Source organism: Mycetocola spongiae (assembly GCF_020424085.1).
GTDB classification, from domain to species: Bacteria; Actinomycetota; Actinomycetes; order Actinomycetales; family Microbacteriaceae; genus Mycetocola; species Mycetocola spongiae.
Map to the genome: position 1 here is coordinate 1,242,715 of NZ_CP080203.1, position 16,835 is coordinate 1,259,549.

Annotated in this window: 16 protein-coding genes and 1 tRNA gene; 9 read left to right on the top strand and 8 right to left on the bottom strand. The window is 67.8% G+C overall.

Annotated features, from left to right (window positions below; genetic code table 11):
• Positions 1-104: 104 nt before the first annotated feature.
• A complete protein-coding gene (locus KXZ72_RS05750) occupies positions 105-1,784 on the top strand; it encodes a sensor histidine kinase (RefSeq protein WP_226082869.1) in 1,680 nt (559 codons plus the stop codon).
• Positions 1,777-2,478, top strand: coding sequence for a response regulator (locus KXZ72_RS05755; RefSeq protein WP_226082874.1), 702 nt, complete (start codon positions 1,777-1,779; stop codon positions 2,476-2,478). Before KXZ72_RS05750 ends, KXZ72_RS05755 begins: the two co-directional genes overlap by 8 nt.
• On the opposite strand, the gene KXZ72_RS05760 is transcribed toward KXZ72_RS05755, so the two are convergent.
• From KXZ72_RS05760 to argS, 3 genes are read right to left on the bottom strand one after another with little or no spacing between them, the layout of a single operon-like run.
• Positions 2,475-2,918: a hypothetical protein gene (locus tag KXZ72_RS05760; RefSeq protein ID WP_226082876.1), complete on the bottom strand. Its 444-nt coding sequence runs from the start codon at positions 2,916-2,918 to the stop codon at positions 2,475-2,477. The genes KXZ72_RS05755 and KXZ72_RS05760 overlap by 4 nt on opposite strands.
• 4 nt (positions 2,919-2,922) lie before the next feature.
• Positions 2,923-3,765, bottom strand: a complete 843-nt coding sequence (locus KXZ72_RS05765) for an LmeA family phospholipid-binding protein (RefSeq protein ID WP_226082878.1) — start codon at positions 3,763-3,765, stop codon at positions 2,923-2,925.
• A 38-nt stretch (positions 3,766-3,803) separates the two neighbouring features.
• Complete coding sequence (gene argS, locus KXZ72_RS05770) at positions 3,804-5,465, bottom strand: arginine--tRNA ligase (RefSeq protein WP_226082879.1); 1,662 nt, start codon at positions 5,463-5,465, stop codon at positions 3,804-3,806.
• Positions 5,466-5,573: 108 nt separating this feature from the next.
• Between argS and KXZ72_RS05775 the strand changes: the two genes are divergently transcribed.
• The gene (locus KXZ72_RS05775; protein ID WP_226082880.1) at positions 5,574-6,230 is read left to right on the top strand and encodes a hypothetical protein; all 657 of its coding nucleotides are present in this window, start codon (positions 5,574-5,576) and stop codon (positions 6,228-6,230) included.
• 139 nt (positions 6,231-6,369) lie between these two features.
• A tRNA-Arg gene (locus KXZ72_RS05780) sits at positions 6,370-6,442 on the top strand.
• 77 nt (positions 6,443-6,519) lie between these two features.
• Here the strand turns inward: KXZ72_RS05780 and KXZ72_RS05785 are convergent.
• Positions 6,520-7,185: a TetR/AcrR family transcriptional regulator gene (locus KXZ72_RS05785; RefSeq protein WP_226082881.1), complete on the bottom strand. Its 666-nt coding sequence runs from the start codon at positions 7,183-7,185 to the stop codon at positions 6,520-6,522.
• Between the two features lie 74 nt (positions 7,186-7,259).
• Between KXZ72_RS05785 and KXZ72_RS05790 the strand changes: the two genes are divergently transcribed.
• Positions 7,260-8,558, top strand: coding sequence for a glycosyltransferase (locus KXZ72_RS05790; RefSeq protein WP_226082882.1), 1,299 nt, complete (start codon positions 7,260-7,262; stop codon positions 8,556-8,558).
• 31 nt (positions 8,559-8,589) lie between these two features.
• Here the strand turns inward: KXZ72_RS05790 and KXZ72_RS05795 are convergent, their stop codons facing one another.
• Entirely contained in the window at positions 8,590-9,219 is a 630-nt protein-coding gene (locus KXZ72_RS05795; protein ID WP_226082883.1) for a phosphoribosylanthranilate isomerase, read from the bottom strand.
• Between the two features lie 271 nt (positions 9,220-9,490).
• Between KXZ72_RS05795 and KXZ72_RS05800 the strand changes: the two genes are divergently transcribed.
• From KXZ72_RS05800 to KXZ72_RS05815, 4 genes are read left to right on the top strand one after another with little or no spacing between them, the layout of a single operon-like run.
• Positions 9,491-10,522 (top strand): substrate-binding domain-containing protein, encoded by a 1,032-nt coding sequence (locus KXZ72_RS05800; protein ID WP_226082888.1) that lies wholly within the window; start codon positions 9,491-9,493, stop codon positions 10,520-10,522.
• Complete coding sequence (locus KXZ72_RS05805; RefSeq protein WP_226082889.1) at positions 10,515-12,056, top strand: sugar ABC transporter ATP-binding protein; 1,542 nt, start codon at positions 10,515-10,517, stop codon at positions 12,054-12,056. Before KXZ72_RS05800 ends, KXZ72_RS05805 begins: the two co-directional genes overlap by 8 nt.
• A complete protein-coding gene (locus KXZ72_RS05810; RefSeq protein ID WP_226082891.1) occupies positions 12,053-13,045 on the top strand; it encodes an ABC transporter permease in 993 nt (330 codons plus the stop codon). Before KXZ72_RS05805 ends, KXZ72_RS05810 begins: the two co-directional genes overlap by 4 nt.
• Complete coding sequence (locus KXZ72_RS05815; protein WP_226082892.1) at positions 13,042-14,061, top strand: ABC transporter permease; 1,020 nt, start codon at positions 13,042-13,044, stop codon at positions 14,059-14,061. Before KXZ72_RS05810 ends, KXZ72_RS05815 begins: the two co-directional genes overlap by 4 nt.
• Here the strand turns inward: KXZ72_RS05815 and deoC are convergent.
• The 3 genes from deoC to KXZ72_RS05830 form a co-directional block, all read right to left on the bottom strand.
• Entirely contained in the window at positions 14,058-14,759 is a 702-nt protein-coding gene (deoC, locus tag KXZ72_RS05820; protein WP_226082894.1) for a deoxyribose-phosphate aldolase, read from the bottom strand. The genes KXZ72_RS05815 and deoC overlap by 4 nt on opposite strands.
• Before the next feature lie 47 nt (positions 14,760-14,806).
• Positions 14,807-15,583, bottom strand: coding sequence for a hypothetical protein (locus KXZ72_RS05825; RefSeq protein WP_226082900.1), 777 nt, complete (start codon positions 15,581-15,583; stop codon positions 14,807-14,809).
• Positions 15,584-15,974: 391 nt separating this feature from the next.
• Positions 15,975-16,823 (bottom strand): DUF3097 domain-containing protein, encoded by an 849-nt coding sequence (locus tag KXZ72_RS05830; RefSeq protein WP_226082902.1) that lies wholly within the window; start codon positions 16,821-16,823, stop codon positions 15,975-15,977.
• Positions 16,824-16,835: the final 12 nt, after the last annotated feature.

The following is a 16,835-nucleotide window of genomic DNA, read 5'->3' on the forward strand; positions in this document are numbered from 1 at the left end:
GGTTCGTGGACCATTCTGGAACCGCCCGGCCCCCGAAGGGGTGTTCTGTTCATACTGTTTATGCCGGTGCGCGCCCGGCCCCCATCGGTGCGATCATGGGAGACATGAGGCGATGGAGCATAGCCCGAAGATTTTTTGTCGGCCAGTTTGCGGTGATCCTGTTCCTGACCGCGGTGATCTCCGCGGTGCTGGCGCTGGACGAGCAGACCCGGGTGCGCGAGGAGGCCACCGCGCGGATGCTCACGCTCGCCACGGCCGTGGCCAAAAACCCCTTTGTGGAGGAGGCGCTGCGGCTCGCCCCCACCGAATTCGCGGCCGAATCGGCGCTCCTCCAGCCCTATGCGGAGGCGCTGATGGACGCCGCGCCGGCCGATTTTGTGACGATCATGACCCCCGACCGCACCCGGCTGACCCACCGCGATCCCGCGCGCATCGGCGCCGAGTTCATCGGGAATACCGATCGCGCGGTACGCGGCAGCGCGCAGACCGAAACCTTCACCGGCACGCTGGGCCCCTCGGTGCGCGCGGTGGTGCCGGTATTTTCCGCGGAGGGCGGCGTGGTGGGGATGGTATCCGCCGGTACCACCACCCGCACGCTCACCGAGACGGCCAATTCCCGGATCCTGGCCACCGGGCTGATCGCCGCGATCCTCGCGCTGCTGGGTGGCCTCGCCACCTGGGCGGTGCAGCGCTATCTGAACCGGGTCACCCTGGGCCAGGGCCCCGAGCAGCTGGGCCAAATCTATGCCTTTTATGATGCGGCGCTGCGCTCGGCCCGGGAGGGGATGCTGCTGACCGCCCCCGATGGCCGGATCGTGCTCTATAACCACGAGGCGGCGCGCCTGCTGGGGCTGCCCGAGCCCGATCCCGCGGCCCCGCACGAGCCCGCGCTGCCCAGCGAGCTGGGCGAGATCATGCGCTCGGGGCGCAGCGTGAGCGATCAGATTATCTTCACCGAGGAGCGGGTGCTGCTGGTCACCCAGCATCCCGCCCTGGGCCGCGTGGACGAGCCCGCGCCGTGGCTGCGCGCGCATCCGGGGCTGGAGGCCGAGGAGATCGCCCACCCTCGGCCCGCAACGGTCCAGCTGGGTACGGTGACAATCGTGCGCGATCATACCGAGCTGCGGCGGCTCAGCGGCGAGCTCGAGGGCGCGCGGGCGCTCGCCACCGCGCTGCGCTCGCAGTCCCATGACTATGCCAACCGCCTGCACACCATCATCACGCTGGTGGAGATGGGCCGCTCGGCGGAGGTTGTGCCGCTCGCCACGGGTGAGCTGCGCGCGAGCCAGCGCCTGGCCGATAGCGTGATCGATGCCTCGGCCGATCCGACACTCGCGGCCCTGCTGCTGGGGAAGGCCGCGGAGGCCTCCGAGCGTGGGATCGAACTCAGCATCGTTTTTGACGGGGCCGATGAGGGCTATTTTCTGGGCCCGATGGATACGCTCTCGGTGCTGGGCAACCTGATTGATAACGCCCTGGAGGCGTTGGCCCGGATGCCCGAGACCGCCGAGCGCTGGATCGAGGTGGAGATCATCGCGGGCCCGGCGGAGCTGAGCATCGCGGTGCTTGATAGCGGGCCCGGCCTGCGCGGTGCGGCGCTCGCGGATCTGACCCAGCGCGGGTTTAGTACCAAGGCGGTGGGTGGCGGTATCGGCCTGGCCCTCGTGGCGCGCGCGGTGCGGCGGCTCGGCGGCACCCTGGAGGCCGAGGATTCCCCGGTCACCGGCGCGGGTGCGCGTTTTATCGTGGTGGTGCGCCGCCCGGAGGACATAAAAAATGACTGATATTCGGGTGTTGATTATCGAGGACGATCCGCTCGTGGCGCTCGCCCATGCCGAGTATCTGGGCGAGCTGCCGGGGTTTATCCTGGCCGGCATCGCCCATAGCGGTGCCGAGGCGCTGGGACTCCTGGCGCACCCGGGGGTGGCCGTGGACCTGATCCTGCTGGATATTCATCTGCCCGATACCCACGGGATCGAGCTGGCCCGGCGCATCCGGGAGGCGGGGCGGCGGCCCGATATTATTGCGGTGACCGCGGCCCGGGAGGCCCCCGTGGTGCGCGCTGCCATCGCCCTCGGCGTGGTGCACTACCTGATTAAGCCCTTTACCCAGCTGATGTTTCGCGAGCGCCTGGAGGTGTATCGCGCCCGGCGGCGGGACGCGCCCGCGGCCGCGCCGGACACGGGCACGATTAACCAGGCGGATGTGGATCGTGCGCTGGATTCGCTGCGCGGTAGCGTGCCCGAGCGGGTGCTGCCCAAGGGGGTCTCCCCCGATACCCTCGCCGGGGTCGAGGATCTGCTGCGCGATGCTGGACGCGCGCTCTCGGCCGCGGAGGTCACGGCGGCCCTCGGCATCTCCCGGATCACCGCGCGTCGCTATCTGGAGTTTCTTACCGCGGAGCGGCGCGTGCAGCGCGAGCCGCGCTATGGCACCCCGGGCAGGCCCGAGCTGGAGTATCGCTGGGGCGAGGCCTAGACCGCGGCCTCGCCCCGGGCATAGGGATCGGGCCGCGGCGGCAGCGGCACCACGGCGAGCGGAATCAGGCCGTAGAGAACCATCAGCAGCGCCCAGCCGCCCGCGCCCTCCGTAATGCCGTGCCGGGATACAGAGGCACTCGCGATCCACGCCGCGGAGGCGAACGCCGCGAGGCTGCCCGATACCAGGCAGACCGCGCGCCGGGTCTCGACCCCGCCCGGGCCCAGGCTCACCAGGCCAAAAATCGCCGCGCCGAGCGCAAGCGCAAGCACCAGCAAAAAATAGGGCACGGTGGGCACCAGGCTGCGGATATCCTCCGCGTTCCATTGCGCGGGGATCTGCGCGGGCAGCCCGGGCAGCCACAGCGCCCCCAGCAGCATCAGCAGCAGGGTTGGGGCGAGCAGCAGCAGGACCACCGCCGCGATGCGCACCCGAACCACGGCGCTAACAGGTGCCGCGGTTGCGCAGCAGATCGGTGTTCAGGACAACGTCCCTCATGTGCACGGTGAGCGTGGCCGCCTCGGGTGTCACGGCGATGGCCTGCAGCTCGGCGCCCTCGGGCATCCGATCGGCGAGGCAGATATTCACGGGTTCGCGGCCGAGGAGGGCGTCCACCACCGGGGTCACATCGATGCCCACGCTTGAGGCGCTCACGGTGGCCGAGGCCGGGGTGAGGAGCAGGCTGGTGCCCTGCACGCTGGGGGTGGCGGAAATATCCGCGGAGAAGACGATGCCAAACGGGCCCGCGATGCTATCGCCGTAGTGGAAGACGCCGTCGCCGAGGCTCAGCTTGCCGGTGGGTGTGGGGGATTTATCCATCTCGTCGAAGGTGTGCTGATCCAGCGTAGTCAGCATCGTCACGGCACCGGCGGGTTTGGAGCGATCCACGGGCACATCGCTGGCGGTGATATCCAGCTTCATCGGGGTGCCGCCCACCACGGCGTTATCCGAGGTGACGTGCACCGATTCCAGGGAGCCCGAGAGGAATTGAAATAGCGGCCAGTCCCCCGCGATTGTCACGTCGATATCGCCCTTAAAGCCCGTGCCCCCCGAGGCGGCCACGGAGCGGATGGCGTCCTCGGCCACGCCGCGGGTGAGGTTATTGGCCAGGATCAGGCCGCCAAAAAGCACGCCGCCGATCACGACGGTCACGATTCCGGCGATGGCCCAGCGGCGACCGGCGCTGCGCGGTTTTTTCCCGCCGCCGGACTCCTGTTCGATGCGCGCCTCGTTCAGGCGCGCAAAGAGCAGCTGATTGGGCGTGAGATCGCTTTGTTCCTGACTCATGCCGCGATCCTATCGCGCGGCATGAGTCAGGGGAATGGCTACATCCGGTCCGGCGCGGAAACTCCCAGCAGGTCCAGGCCATTGCGCAGGACCACGCCGGTGGCATCGTTCAGCCAGAGGCGGGTGCGCTGCAGATCGGTGATCTCCTCCTCGCCGAGGGGCAGCACGCGGCATGCGTCATACCAGCGGTGATACAGACCGGCGACCTCTTCCAGATAGCGGGCCACGCGGTGCGGCTCGCGCAGCGTGGCCGACTGGGCCACGATGCGCGGGAACTCCTGGAGCGCGCCGAGCAGCGCGGACTCGCTCTCGTGGGCGAGCAACTCGGGGGCAAACGCGGAGCGGTCCACGCCGGCCTCGGCAGCATTGCGGGCCACCGAGCGGGTGCGCGCATGCGCGTACTGCACATAAAACACCGGGTTGTCATTGGTGCGCTTGCGCAGCAGCTCGGGGTCGAGGGCGAGCGGCGAATCGGCGGGATAGCGGGCCAGCGAATAGCGCAGCGCATCGGTGCCGATCCACTCGCGCAGGTCGTCAAGCTCAATAATATTGCCGGCACGCTTGGACAGGCGGGCACCGTTGATGCTCACGAGCTGGCCAATCAGCACCTCGATATCGCGCTCGGGATCATCGCCCGCGGCCCCGGCCACGGCCTTCAGGCGGTGGACATAGCCGTGGTGATCGGCGCCCAGCAGGTAGATTTTATGCTGGAATCCGCGGTCGCCCTTATTCAGGTAATAGGCGGCATCGGCGGCAAAATAGGTATAGATGCCGTTGCCGCGGCGGATCACCCGATCCTTATCGTCGCCAAAATCGGTGGTGCGCACCCATACGGCATCGTCGAGGTCATAGACGTGACCCTGGGCGCGCAGGCGGTCGATCGAGGCATCGATCGCGCTGGGCTCGCCACCCGGGCCCGCGGCGTGCAGGGTGCGCTCGCTGAACCACTCGTCGAAGTGCACGTTGAATTTTTCCAGCGATACCCGGATATCGGCCAACTGCAGCACGTAGCCGGTCTCGCGGGCCACGTCCAGGGCGTCCGCGCGGTCGAGGATATCGGGCACCTCGGCGCGCACGCGCTCGGCGAGGTCGGTGATGTACTGTCCCGGATAGCCGTTCTCGGGGGTGGGCTCGCCGCGCAGCGCGGCGAGGATGGACGCCCCAAAATTATCCATCTGGTTTCCGGCATCGTTGATGTAGTACTCGCTCTGCACGCGGGCACCGGCGGCACCGAGTACGCGGGCGAGGGAGTCTCCGAGTGCGGCCCAGCGGGTATGGCCGATATGCAGCGGACCGGTGGGGTTGGCGGAGACAAACTCGAGGTTGATGGACTCGCCGCTCAGGCTATCGCCGCGGCCATAGGCCACATCGGCGTCCACGATGGTGCGGGCCAGCGCTCCCGCGGCGGCGGCATCCAGGCGGATATTAATAAAGCCGGGCCCGGCCACCTCGGCCGAGGCGACGCCGTCGATTGCGGGCAGTTCGGCGACCACGGCGGTGGCCAGGTCGCGCGGGTTCATGCCCAGGCGCTTGCCGAGTTTCATGGCGAGGTTGGAGGCCCAGTCACCGTGATCGCGGTTCTTAGGTCGCTCCAGGGTGATGTCTTCGCGGGCGATATCCGCGGATGCGCCCTCTCGGTGGGCGTCGGCCAGCGGCACAACAATATTGAACAGGGCGAGGGCGAGGTCATCAGGGGTCACCGATCCAGTGTACAGCCGTGAATACCCTCGATAGGGCGTCGCCGGGTCGGCAAACTCCGGGTGAAGTTGCTAACGTCGAGGGTGTCTGCCCTGAAAGGAACACCGAACGTGACCCGTCTGCTTGCCCGCGCACCGCGCACCCTGTCCGCATTGGCCGTACTCGGAGCGGGCATTATCGTCTTGGCCGGCTGTTCCAGCCCGGCCCCCGAAAGCTCCGCCAGCCCCACCGCGTCGAGCAAGGCTCCCACGTCCGCTCCCGCACATAGCGGCGATCCCTCGGCCGAGCCCTCGCCGAGCACCCCCGCGCTGGAGAGCTCCTCGGTGCTCTTCACGTGCGATGAGCTGCTCACCCCCGCGGATATCGCCGCCTATAACCCGGCGCTCACCCCGGTATCACACCCGAGCCAGCCCGCGGGCAGCACCGCCGCGACCATCGCCAATATCGGCGGCCTGAGCTGCCAGTGGCAGAACCCCGAGACCAAAAACACCGTAAACGTGGCGGTGGCCCATCTTGAGGATGCCGAGCTCACCGACCTGAAAAACGCCGCCGCGCTGAGCCTGCACCAGGTCCCCACCTATACGCTCACCCCGGACGAGGGCTATTTTGGTTCGGCCACGCTCGAGAGCAAGGCCGAGGCCGGCGAGGCCCAGATCTTCGTGGGCAATTTTTGGATGGTCATCGAGTCCCAGGACTTCCCGCTGATCGAGCCCGGCGAGATCGAGCCCCTCTCCACCCCCGCCGTCGCGCGCCTCAAGGCCGCGTAGCTCCCCGGCCACGGGTTCGGCTCTAACGGCTTCCCGGGCCATCCGGCATCCGCGTCGTATCCGCCACGCCCGGGACGCGGATGCACACCGGCACGGCGGCGCGGACCGCCGCCAATTGGTGCTATTCTTTCTCTGGTGCGCCTCCGTAGCTCAGGGGATAGAGCGTCGGTTTCCGGTACCGCAGGTCGGGGGTTCGAATCCCTCCGGGGGCACTGAAGTGGCAATAAAATATAACGACGACACGGACTACCGTGTCGTCGTTGTGTTTTTCCGGGCCTGAAGCGCCCGCTTAGTCCCCCGCGGCGGCCGGCCCCGCGAGAAGCGGTATCGAGCGCCTCAGCCACGCCTCGTATTCCTCCCGACTCCAGCCCGCGCCGTGCACAAGCTGGTTATATCCCTCGGGTGAGAGCAGGAACGATACGGCATCCGCGCAGCGCCCGCGCGGGGCCTCCCCCCTAAGCAGGCCGCGGCGACGCAGCTCATCCACCAATATCAGCGTATCGGCGTGGCGCCGGGCCTGAAGCTCGGCGAGCGCCACCCCCAGCGCATCATCCGCGGCCGCCGCCGCAATGAGCGCCGACCAGAGCCGGCTGCTGCGGCTATTTGATGCGGCCACAAAGCGCACGATGCCCGCGAGATAGGTTTTATTATCAGCGGCGGCGGTGATGTGGGCCACCGGATCGTGATCGGCGAGCGAGTCCAGGCCCTCACTCCCGGCAAAGCTCTGCTCAAACGCCGCCAGCAGCAGGCTCCGCTTGGGGCCGCCGAGCTTCACCGTCTCGATCGAGACCCCGGCATCGCGCGCAATATCGGCCAGCGCCGTTCCGGCATACCCTGCGGAGGCAAATCTTGTGGCCGCCGCGTCCAGGATTCGCCGCCGAGTCTGCGCGGCCTGACTCGCGCGCAACTCGGAGTGATAGCGGCGATTATTGGGGTTGGATTTTTCGCCCGTCATATTGACTTGCCTCCGGGGGTAGTGAATACTTTCCTCGGGCCAGACTACCCTGTCCCGATACCCCAAAGGGCCCCATGAACTCGATCCTGATCTGTAGCACCCCCGTGCACGGCCATGTCACCCCGCTTCTTGCCGTCTCCCGCCACCTCGCCCGGCAGGGCCACCGGGTACGCTTCCTGACCGGCCACCGCTATGCCGATGCCGTGCGCGCCACCGGTGCGGAGTTTCTTCCGCTGCCCGCCGAGGCCGATTATGACGACCGCGATATGAACGCCTCATTCCCGGGCCGGGTGGGAAAGTCCGGGGTCGCCGGGATCCGCTGGGACGTCGGCAATATCTTCCTGAACCCCGCGCCCGCGCAGATTCGCGCGGTGGACGAGGCGATCGCGCGGGAACCGGTGGACGCCATCCTGATCGAGAATATGTTTATCGGCGCGGTGGGGCTCCTCGCGCGCCCCCGCGCGGAACGCCCCGCCATCCTGAGCCTCGGGATCATCCCCCTCGGCGTGGAGAGCGTGGATACCGCCCCCTTTGGGCTCGGCGGGCTTCCCCGCCCCGGGGCCCTCGGCCGGATGCGCAACGCGGCACTCGGGGTCCTGACCAAAAAGGTCATCTTCGGCGGCGTACAGCGCCAGGCCGAAAAAATCATGCTGGATGCCACGGGCACAAAACTCGACGGGTTTTTTATGACCGGGGCATCGCGGGCCGACGCAATCGTGCAGTTCACGGTGCCCGGATTTGAATATCCGCGCAGCGATCTCCCCAAGACCGTGCACTTTGTGGGCCCCATGTCCCGCGTCACTCGGAGTGACGCGGAGGTCCCCGAGTGGTGGTCCGAGCTGGACGGCTCGCGCCCGGTGGTACACGTGAGCCAGGGCACCATCGCAAACGCCGATTATGACGAGCTGATCGCACCCACGATGGCCGCGCTAGCCGCGGACGATGTGCTGGTGGTGGTATCCACGGGCGGGCGCGCGCTGTCCACCCTGCCCTCCCCGCTTCCCGCCAATGTGCGTGCGGCCGAATATTTACCCTTCGACCGGCTCCTGCCCCTCACCGATGTATATGTGAGCAATGGTGGTTATGGGGGTGTGCACTATGCGCTGGAACACGGGGTCCCGCTCGTGGTCGCGGGTATGACCGAGGATAAGGCCGAGGTCACCGCCCGCGTGCAGTGGTCCGGCGTGGGGGTGAATCTGCGCACCAATAGGCCCACCCCCGAGGCGGTGGGTGCGGCGGTGCGCCGGGTGCTCGCCGATCCCGGCTATGCCGCCCGCAGCCGCGCCCTCGGCGAGGATATCGCCGCCTCCAGCGGGCTCGCCGGACTCGATGCAGTACTCCGGGGCCTCACGTCTCAGCCTGTCTCCGAGTGAGCGTGCCCGGGAATATCCAGCCGGGCGTGGGCTAGGGGGTGGAGGCCCCGCGCGCGGCCGCGATAAACGCGCGGATCAGCCCGGGGTCCTTCACGCCGCGGCTGGATTCCACGCCGCTGGATACATCCACGCCCGCGGGGCCGAGGGCCGCGATGAGGCCCGCGACGTTCCCGGGGTTCAGCCCGCCCGCGAGCAGCCAAAAACCGCGCGGCAATTCGCCGCCGAGCACCGCGGCATCAAAGACCTCGCCGGCCCCGGGTTCCACCGCGTCCAGCAGGAGTCGGCGGCCCTCCCAGGCCCGGCGCTCCCCCGCGGCGAGCGCCGCATAGGCGGGCGCTGACAAGGCACGCATCGTGCGGAAGCCCTCCCCCTCCACGCGCTCCAGATCGGAGACGGTCTCGTTGCCATGCAGCTGCACGGTGGTCAGCGCGGCCCGGCGGGCGATGTTCAGCACCTCGGAGATGTCCTGATTGCGGAATACCCCCACGGTTTCCACGCCCGGGTCCACCTCGGCGCCCAATTCGGCGGCCCGCTCGGCACTCACCGTGCGCGGGCTGCCCGGGGCAAAAACAAAACCCACGGCATCGGCCCCGGAGTCCACGGCGACCCGCACGGTCTCCGCGGTTTGCAGGCCACAGATTTTGATAAAGGGGGCGCTCATGCGGGCCTGCCTTCCGGGAGGGGCGGGATAAACGGGGACCCTGTCATGTTAACAGGGGTGATCACTCCCCGCGTCCCTACACACTCAGCGGCGATTTACCGAGGGTTCCCGCCGAATATGACGCGTTATTTCCTTGCGTGACAAAAACCGGGGGTCCGCGGGCCGATTATTACCGCGGGAGTTTGCGCCCGGCCCGGCGTCCAGCAACATGGCGATCAGTGGATATTTGTCCTCCCCGTCACACCCCCACTCATCCCCTTGGAGAAGAACCTTGTTGAAAAAATCCCAGACCTGGGCGAGCCTCGGCGCCGTAATCGCGCTCGGCGCCCTCCTCGCCGGTTGCAGCGTGAAGCAGGAGGCCCCGGCCCCCGCCGCGGCCGCAACCGCAGCCCCCGCCGCCGCCTCCGCCGATGTCCCCTCCCTCGAGGGCAAGACCATCGGTATCGCCGCGAAGGATGTGGTGCGCGATTTTGGTCGCCTCACCTATCAGAGCGTGCAGGACCGGGTCACCGAGCTGGGCGGCACCGTGATCGCCACCCAGGCCGATGCCAAGGACGATAAGCATGTTGCCAATGTCGAAAACCTGATCTCGCAGAAGGTCGACGCGATCGTGGTGATCCTCGGGGATTCCACCACCCTCGCCCCCGCGCTGGAAAAGGCCGATGCCGCGGGGATCCCGCTGTTCACGATCGACCACGCCAGCCCCCACTCGGTTAATAACATCGGTTCCGATAACTGGAATATTGGATCCACCGTGGCACGCACCCTCGCCGAGGATCTGCGCGGCACCGGCAGCGTGCTGGTCTTTAACGGTTTCTATGACGTGGTGCCCTGCCAGATTCGCTATGACGAGTTCCGCCTGGTGCTGAAGAACTACCCGGATATTAAGATCATCGAGCCCGAGCTGCAGGATATCTACGAGGGCACCATCGAGGATGCCAAGCGCAAAACCGCCGATGCAATCTCCCGCGAGGGCGCCGAAAATATCAACGCCGTCTGGTCCTGCTGGGATCTGCCCGCGATCGGGGCCGCCCAGGCCATCGACGCCGCCGGCATCAAGACCATTAAGACCTATGGCGTGGACGCCGAGCCCGGCGCCCTCGACCTGATCGCCAACCCCGATTCCAGCTATGCGCTGACCGTGGCCCAGCAGCCCAGCCTATTTGGTAAGACCTCCGCCGAGAACGTCGCCCGCTATCTGGGCGGCCAGCAGGACTCCGTGCCGCTGAGCACCTACCTGGACGCGGTTGTGGTGGATAAGGCCAATGTGGCCGAGCGCCGCAAGGAACTTGGACTTGAGTAATATCCCCACCCCCGGTGCCCTCGAACTGCGTGGAATCTCCAAGCACTTCGGGGGCGTCCGGGTTTTGCACTCCGTGGATCTCACGGTGGCCCCGGGCGAGGTGCTGGCACTGGTGGGCGAGAACGGCGCCGGGAAGTCCACGCTGATTAAAATCCTCACCGGGCTGTACTCGCGCGAGGAGGGAAGCATCACGCTGGGCCGCAGCGAGCTGGATATTTCCAGCCCGGCCGATGCCGAGCGGGCGGGCATCCGGGTGGTCCACCAGGACCGGCATCTCGCGGGCCGCCTCACCGTGGCCGAACAGCTGTATCTGGGGGCCACGGATGTGCCGCTGATCTCCGGGCGCGGCCTGATTCGTCGCGCCGAGGCGGATCTTTCCCGGCTCGTGGGCCTGGACCTGCCCGCCGATCTGCTGATCGATGACCTCACCGTGGCCGAGCAGCAGCTGGTCCAGATTGCCGCGGCGATCCTGGTGACCCCGCGCGTGCTGATCCTCGACGAGCCCACCGCTCCGCTGGCCGCCGCCGAGGTTGAGCGCCTCTTTGCCACGCTGCAGCGCCTGCGCGACGCGGGTGTGGCCATCATCTATATCTCGCATTATCTGCGCGAGGTGCGGGAGGTGAGTGATCGGGTACTCGTGCTGCGCAACGGCGAGCGCGTGGGCGATGTGGACCTGCGGGTCTCCCCGCCGCCCGCGGGCACGACCGATCCGGTCCTCGATCACATCGTGGAACTCATGGTCGGGCGCAGCGTTAACGAGTTTGGGGCGCGCACGCGCCCCGCCCCCGATCAGACGGGAATCCCCGCGCTGGAGGTCACCCGGCTGGGCGTGCCCGGCAGCCTGGAAAACTTTGCCGTGAGCGTGTATCCGGGCGAAGTGGTAGGGGTAACCGGGCTGGTTGGTTCCGGCATCGAGCGTCTCGCGGATGCCGTGACCGGCGCCGAGGCGCGCGCCGGCTCGGTGGCCCTCTCCGGGAAACCCGTGCGCAACTCGCGCGCCTTTGTGGCCGCGGGGGGCGCCTATGTGCCCTCGGATCGCCGCCGCGATGGTGTGCTCCTGGGCCATACCGTGCGCGAGAATCTCTCCCTCGCGAGCCTTGGCGCGGTCACCGGGGCGCTGGGCCTGATCCGCGCCGCGGCCGAGCGCACGCTGGCCCGCGACCTCGTGGCCCGGCTGGGCATCCGTCCGGCACGCCCCGAGGCCGTGGCCGGAACGCTCTCCGGGGGCAATCAGCAGAAGGTGGTGTTGGGCCGCTGGCTCGCCGCCCGCTCGCGCCTATTTGTCCTGGATCAGCCCACCGCGGGCGTGGATATCGGCTCGCGCGAGCAGATCTATGAGCGCATCGATGAGGCCGTGGACGCGGGCTCCGGGGTGCTCCTGATCAGCCTCGACCTGGAGGAGCTGATTGGGCTCTCCGATCGGGTCCTCATTTTATATCGCGGCGAGATCGTGGCCGAATTGCCGCGCGCCGAAGCCACCGTGGACGCCGTGCTGGCACTCGCGTCCGGGTCCCGGGAAGGAACCCTTCGATGACCGCCCTCGCCCCCGCCGCCCCGCGCCTCGCGCGCCGCGGTTCCTCCCGCTGGCTCGGCAGCATCGGCTATTTTGTGGTGCTCGCGGAGATCATCCTGTTCTCCGTGGCGAGCCCGCATTTTTTGAGCGCCGATAATCTCGCCACGATCCTGGGGCAGGCGGCCGTCTACGCCATCGCCGCCTTTGGCCTGACCCTCGTGGTGGCCGTGGGCGGGGATGATGTGATCCGCGGCGGCATCGATCTCTCGATTGGCGCAACCCTGGGCCTGGCCGGCGCCGTGGTGGCGCTGCTCTCCGGCGCCGGCGCGCCCTTCCCCGTGGCCGTGCTCGCGGGCCTGGCCGTGGGTGCCGCGATCGGCCTGCTGAACGGGCTCGTGGTGGTGGCCGGGGTGCGGCCGCTGCTGGTGACCCTCGCCACGATGAGCATGGTCGCGAGCCTCACCATTGTGCTCACCAATAATGTGAAGATTCCGGCCACCGGGCCCGAGTTTGCGCTACTGCGCGATGGCGGTCCCGCGGGCCTATCCGGCGCGGTGCTGGTGCTGATCGTGGTCTTTGCGATCGTGGCATTCCTGCTCGGGCGCACCCGCTGGGGCACCCGGGCCTATGCCGTGGGGCAAAACCCGGTGGCCGCGCGCGTGGCCGGCATCTCGGTCGCCCGCTATACCGTGACCAGCTATGTCTGTGCGTCGATCCTCGCGGCCCTCGCGGGTGTCCTGATGACCGCGCGCCTCTCGGCCGCGCTGCCCGGAATCGGCGAGCAGATGCTGATTGATATTCTGCTGGCCTCGCTGATGTCCATCGCGTTCTCGCGCCGGCTGGTGGTCACCATCACGGGCACACTTTTTAGTGCCGTTTTTGTGGCGGTGCTCACCAATGGCTTCACCCAGCTTGGTGTGGGCAGCCAGTGGATCGGTATCGCCAAGGGAGCCCTTATTCTGATCGTCCTGGCCGTAGCCGCCATCCGTGAACGGAGCGTGCGCCGATGAGCCACGGAACCCCCACCCCAGAACGCCTTTTCAGCCTGGCCGCGGCGGCCCCGCGCCTGCTCGCCCCGGTGGCGCTGGCCGTGATCCTGATCTTTTTTGCGATCCTCAGCCCCCGCTTTTTAACCGCTGAAAACCTGCTCTCGGTGCTCAACCAGAACGCGCTGCTGCTGCTCGCGGCAATCGCGATGACCGTGGTGGTGCGCGCGGGCGGCATCGACCTCTCGATCGGTGTGGCCATCGATATCGCGGCGCTTACCGTGGCCTCGCTCCTGGCCGATGGCTATGTGCTCTGGTATGCGCTGCTCTTTGGCCTGCTGGCCGGGGCGAGCGTGGGCGCGCTTAACGCCTTCCTGATCGTGATCCTCGGAATCCGTCCGTTCCTGGCCACGCTCAGCGTCTGGTTTATCGGCGCCGGCGTGCAGCAGGTCGCCACCGGGGGTGGCTCACCCATCTATCTCTCGGGCCCGCGCACTCCCCCCGGGTTTGCGCAGATCGGGGCGGGCAGCGTGCTGGGCATCGCGATCCCCGTGCTGATCGCGCTGGTGGTGCTAGGGCTGGTCTGGGTGATCCTGGAGCGCAGCCGCTGGGGCCGGGTGCTCACCGCGGCGGGGGCCCAGCCCACCGCCACCCGGATCGCCGGCCGCCTCACCCGCACCGCGATCATCTCCGCGTATATTTTTGCGGCACTGATCGCGGCCATCGCGGGTATTGTCCTGGCCTCGCGCTCCAGCGGGTTTGTGCCGGCCAGCGGGCAGCTCTATGTGCTGGATTCGATCGGCGCGGTATTTATCGGCGCGACGCTCAGCCGCTTTGGCCGCCCCAATCTGTTGGGAACGCTGGTGGGTGTGCTGATATTTGCCCTACTCACCAACGGCATGAATCTGATTGGGCTCTCGTTCCACTGGCAGGGGCTCGCGCGCGGAGGAATCCTGCTGCTGATCCTGCTGCTGGGCGTGCTGCTCTCGCGGGATTATGCCTCGGGACGCGCCCGCAGGGCGCTACCCGTGGCGGCCTAATACCCGGAGTCGGTGGCCTCCGGTACCGCCGCGCCCTCCCATTCGGCGAGGATCGCGGCGGTGCCGGAGAGGCCCAGGCGGGTGGCGCCGGCATCCAGCATGTCGCGCACGGCCTGGGCCGTGCGGATGCCACCCGAGGCCTTCACTCCCACCGCGGGACCCACGGTGCGGGCCATCAGCGATACGGCGTGTACGCTCGCGCCGCCGGCCGGATGGAAGCCCGTGGAGGTCTTCACAAAATCGGCCCCGGCATCGCGCGCCATCTCGCAGGTGGCCACGATCTCCGCATCGCTCAGGCTCGCCGATTCGATGATGACCTTGAGGATCAGCGGCGCGGGAACGGCCGCGCGGACCGCGGCGATCTCGGCCCGCACCCCGGCCCAATCGGCGGCCTTTACCAGGCCGGCGTTGACCACCATATCGATCTCATCGGCCCCGCAGGCCACCGCGTGGGTGGCCTCAAAGGCCTTCACCACACCGGCGTGGGCTCCCGAAGGGAAGCCCACGACGGTGACGATCTCGCGCCCGTGCTTCTCCACCGGCAGGACACTCGGCGAGAGGCACACCCGGCGCACACCGAGGCGTCGCGCATCGGCGAGGAACTCGTCCACCCGCTCGGCCGTGGCATCGGCTGCCAGGAGGGTGTGATCGGTGATGCTGAGGAGATCGGCGGTGCTCACGGGGGCGTTTTGACTCATGCCCTCATCTTCACGCCTGTGGCCCGGTATTGCAATATGTGGCGCGGCTAGCCGGCCACCGGCGTGGACCAGCCACGGGTGATGTGCAGGCCGCGGCCCTCGGCGGACCACTCAAAATTGGCCTGCCCCTGATAGGCGCCGTATTCGTGCACATTGGTCCAGCGGCCCACCCGCCCCGCGGAGGTGGGGGCCCCCACGGTCACGTCCACGCGCTGCACGGTGGAGGCGTTTTCGGTGCTGAAGTTCTCGATAAAACCGCCCTGCCAATTGCGCAGATAGCCGCTGCCCTCCGGCACCGTCCACTGCCCGATGTCCCACTGCTGGCCCGTGGTTTCATCCTGCACCGTGCCGGCCCAGAGGTCGCCATCGATATTTTGTACCGTCTGGGTATAGCGATGCGTATAGTCGGCATCGATCAGCAGCGCGCAGCTCACGCCCGCACCGCCATCGGCCCCGTCGCGGCACGTGGGGCTGGTGGTGCGGGTTCCGGCAACAAAGCTCGAGAAGATCGCGCGCAGCTTCGGGCCATCGGCGCCCGGGGACTGCGGCTGCAGACCGATATAGCCCACCGAGGCACGGTCCGAGGGCACGTTCTTAAACGAGAATTGATGCGCGATATAGGTGCCCCGCTTTTGCGCGGTATCCGGATGGAACTGGGTGCTGAACGTGACATCGCTCAGCCCCTCCGCGGGGGTGCCGAGAATCTGCCAGACATAGCCGACGTTGCCGCCGTAGCTGGCGGCCTGGGCGGGAGCGGCGGAACCGAGCCCGATCAGCAGCGCGGAGGCGGCCGCAATCAGGGCCGTCTTCAGTGGTGTTTTCATGGTGGGTGTCCTTTCCTCGGGGCAGGGCCGGGCGAGGGTACGGACCGCTCGCATCCCGCGGGCGCGGCGGAGAGTCCCGGGCCCGGGACGGCCGCCCCCGGGCCGCCCCGTATGCCGCCACCGGGGTGGCGTCATACGGCAGATGAAGCCGGAACCGGCGAGGCTGCCACGACCCGGGGACTCGGGACCGGAACTGACGGAGGCGAGAGAAAAACGCGAGCCGCGGGGCCCGAAGGTCCGACGTGGGATGTATTTCAGAATATGAAAAAACGCCGATTATCCACTGGGGATCCGGAAGGATTTCCGCCGCTGGACGTCTTCGTCGCTCGCCCGCGAAGCCCCCGGCCGCGGAAACACGGGAAATCTCCCCCGCTCGCGCGCACCATACCGGTTAGTCCTCGGGAATCCCAGTGACAAAATCGATCAGTTCCTCCACGCGCCCGAGGAGCGCGGGTTCCAGATCGGTGTAATTGCGCACCCGCCCCAGGATGGCCTGCCAGGCGCGGGCGATATCCGCCTGCTCCTCATGGGGCCAACCAAACGAGGCACAGATGCCCTTTTTCCACTCGATACTGCGCGGAATCTGCGGCCACTGCGCGATCCCCACACGCTCGGGCCGCACCGCCTGCCAGATATCGATAAACGGATGCCCCACCACCAGCACGTTTTTGCCGTGCGGACCGCGGCGCACCGCATCGGCGATACGCGATTCCTTGGACCCGGGAACCAGATGGTCCACAAGCACCCCGATGCGGCGCCGCGAGGAGGGCTCGTATTCGGCGATCAGCCCGGAGAGGTCGTCGATTCCGCCGAGATATTCCACCACAACACCCTCGATGCGCAGGTCATCCCCCCAGACCTTTTCCACCAGCTCGGCATCGTGCCGGCCCTCCACGAGGATTCGGCTCGCCCGGGCCACCCGGGCCGGTGCGTTATCCACCGCAAAGGAGCCCGAGGCGGTTTTTTTCCGCACCGGTGCGGCCGTGGCCCCCGGCACAACTAGGATCACCGGCTTACCCTCCACGTGGAAGCCCGGGCCGAGCGGGAAAACCCGCACCTTGCCGCGGCGATCCTCCAGCTGCACCATCCGGGTCTCGATACCCACCACGGCGCCCACCCAGCCGGTGGAGACCTCCTCCACCACCAGGCCCGGCACGGCCTCGCACTCGGCGGAGGTCAGGGTGCCGCGTGTGCGCCAGTTTCCGGCGAGGACATCGCTACCATAATCGTCAAAGCTCACGAGGGTAAATCT

What these genes read in the sequence shown, in the direction of transcription:
- KXZ72_RS05750 (WP_226082869.1), top strand. Translation starts at nt 105, where the DNA reads ATGAGGCGATGGAGCATAGCCCGAAGATTTTTTGTCGGCCAGTTTGCG.
- KXZ72_RS05755 (WP_226082874.1), top strand. Translation starts at nt 1,777, where the DNA reads ATGACTGATATTCGGGTGTTGATTATCGAGGACGATCCGCTCGTGGCG.
- KXZ72_RS05765 (WP_226082878.1), bottom strand. Translation starts at nt 3,765, where the DNA reads ATGAGTCAGGAACAAAGCGATCTCACGCCCAATCAGCTGCTCTTTGCG.
- KXZ72_RS05785 (WP_226082881.1), bottom strand. Translation starts at nt 7,185, where the DNA reads ATGACGGGCGAAAAATCCAACCCCAATAATCGCCGCTATCACTCCGAG.
- KXZ72_RS05790 (WP_226082882.1), top strand. Translation starts at nt 7,260, where the DNA reads ATGAACTCGATCCTGATCTGTAGCACCCCCGTGCACGGCCATGTCACC.
- KXZ72_RS05795 (WP_226082883.1), bottom strand. Translation starts at nt 9,219, where the DNA reads ATGAGCGCCCCCTTTATCAAAATCTGTGGCCTGCAAACCGCGGAGACC.
- KXZ72_RS05810 (WP_226082891.1), top strand. Translation starts at nt 12,053, where the DNA reads ATGACCGCCCTCGCCCCCGCCGCCCCGCGCCTCGCGCGCCGCGGTTCC.
- KXZ72_RS05815 (WP_226082892.1), top strand. Translation starts at nt 13,042, where the DNA reads ATGAGCCACGGAACCCCCACCCCAGAACGCCTTTTCAGCCTGGCCGCG.
- deoC (WP_226082894.1), bottom strand. Translation starts at nt 14,759, where the DNA reads ATGAGTCAAAACGCCCCCGTGAGCACCGCCGATCTCCTCAGCATCACC.
- KXZ72_RS05825 (WP_226082900.1), bottom strand. Translation starts at nt 15,583, where the DNA reads ATGAAAACACCACTGAAGACGGCCCTGATTGCGGCCGCCTCCGCGCTG.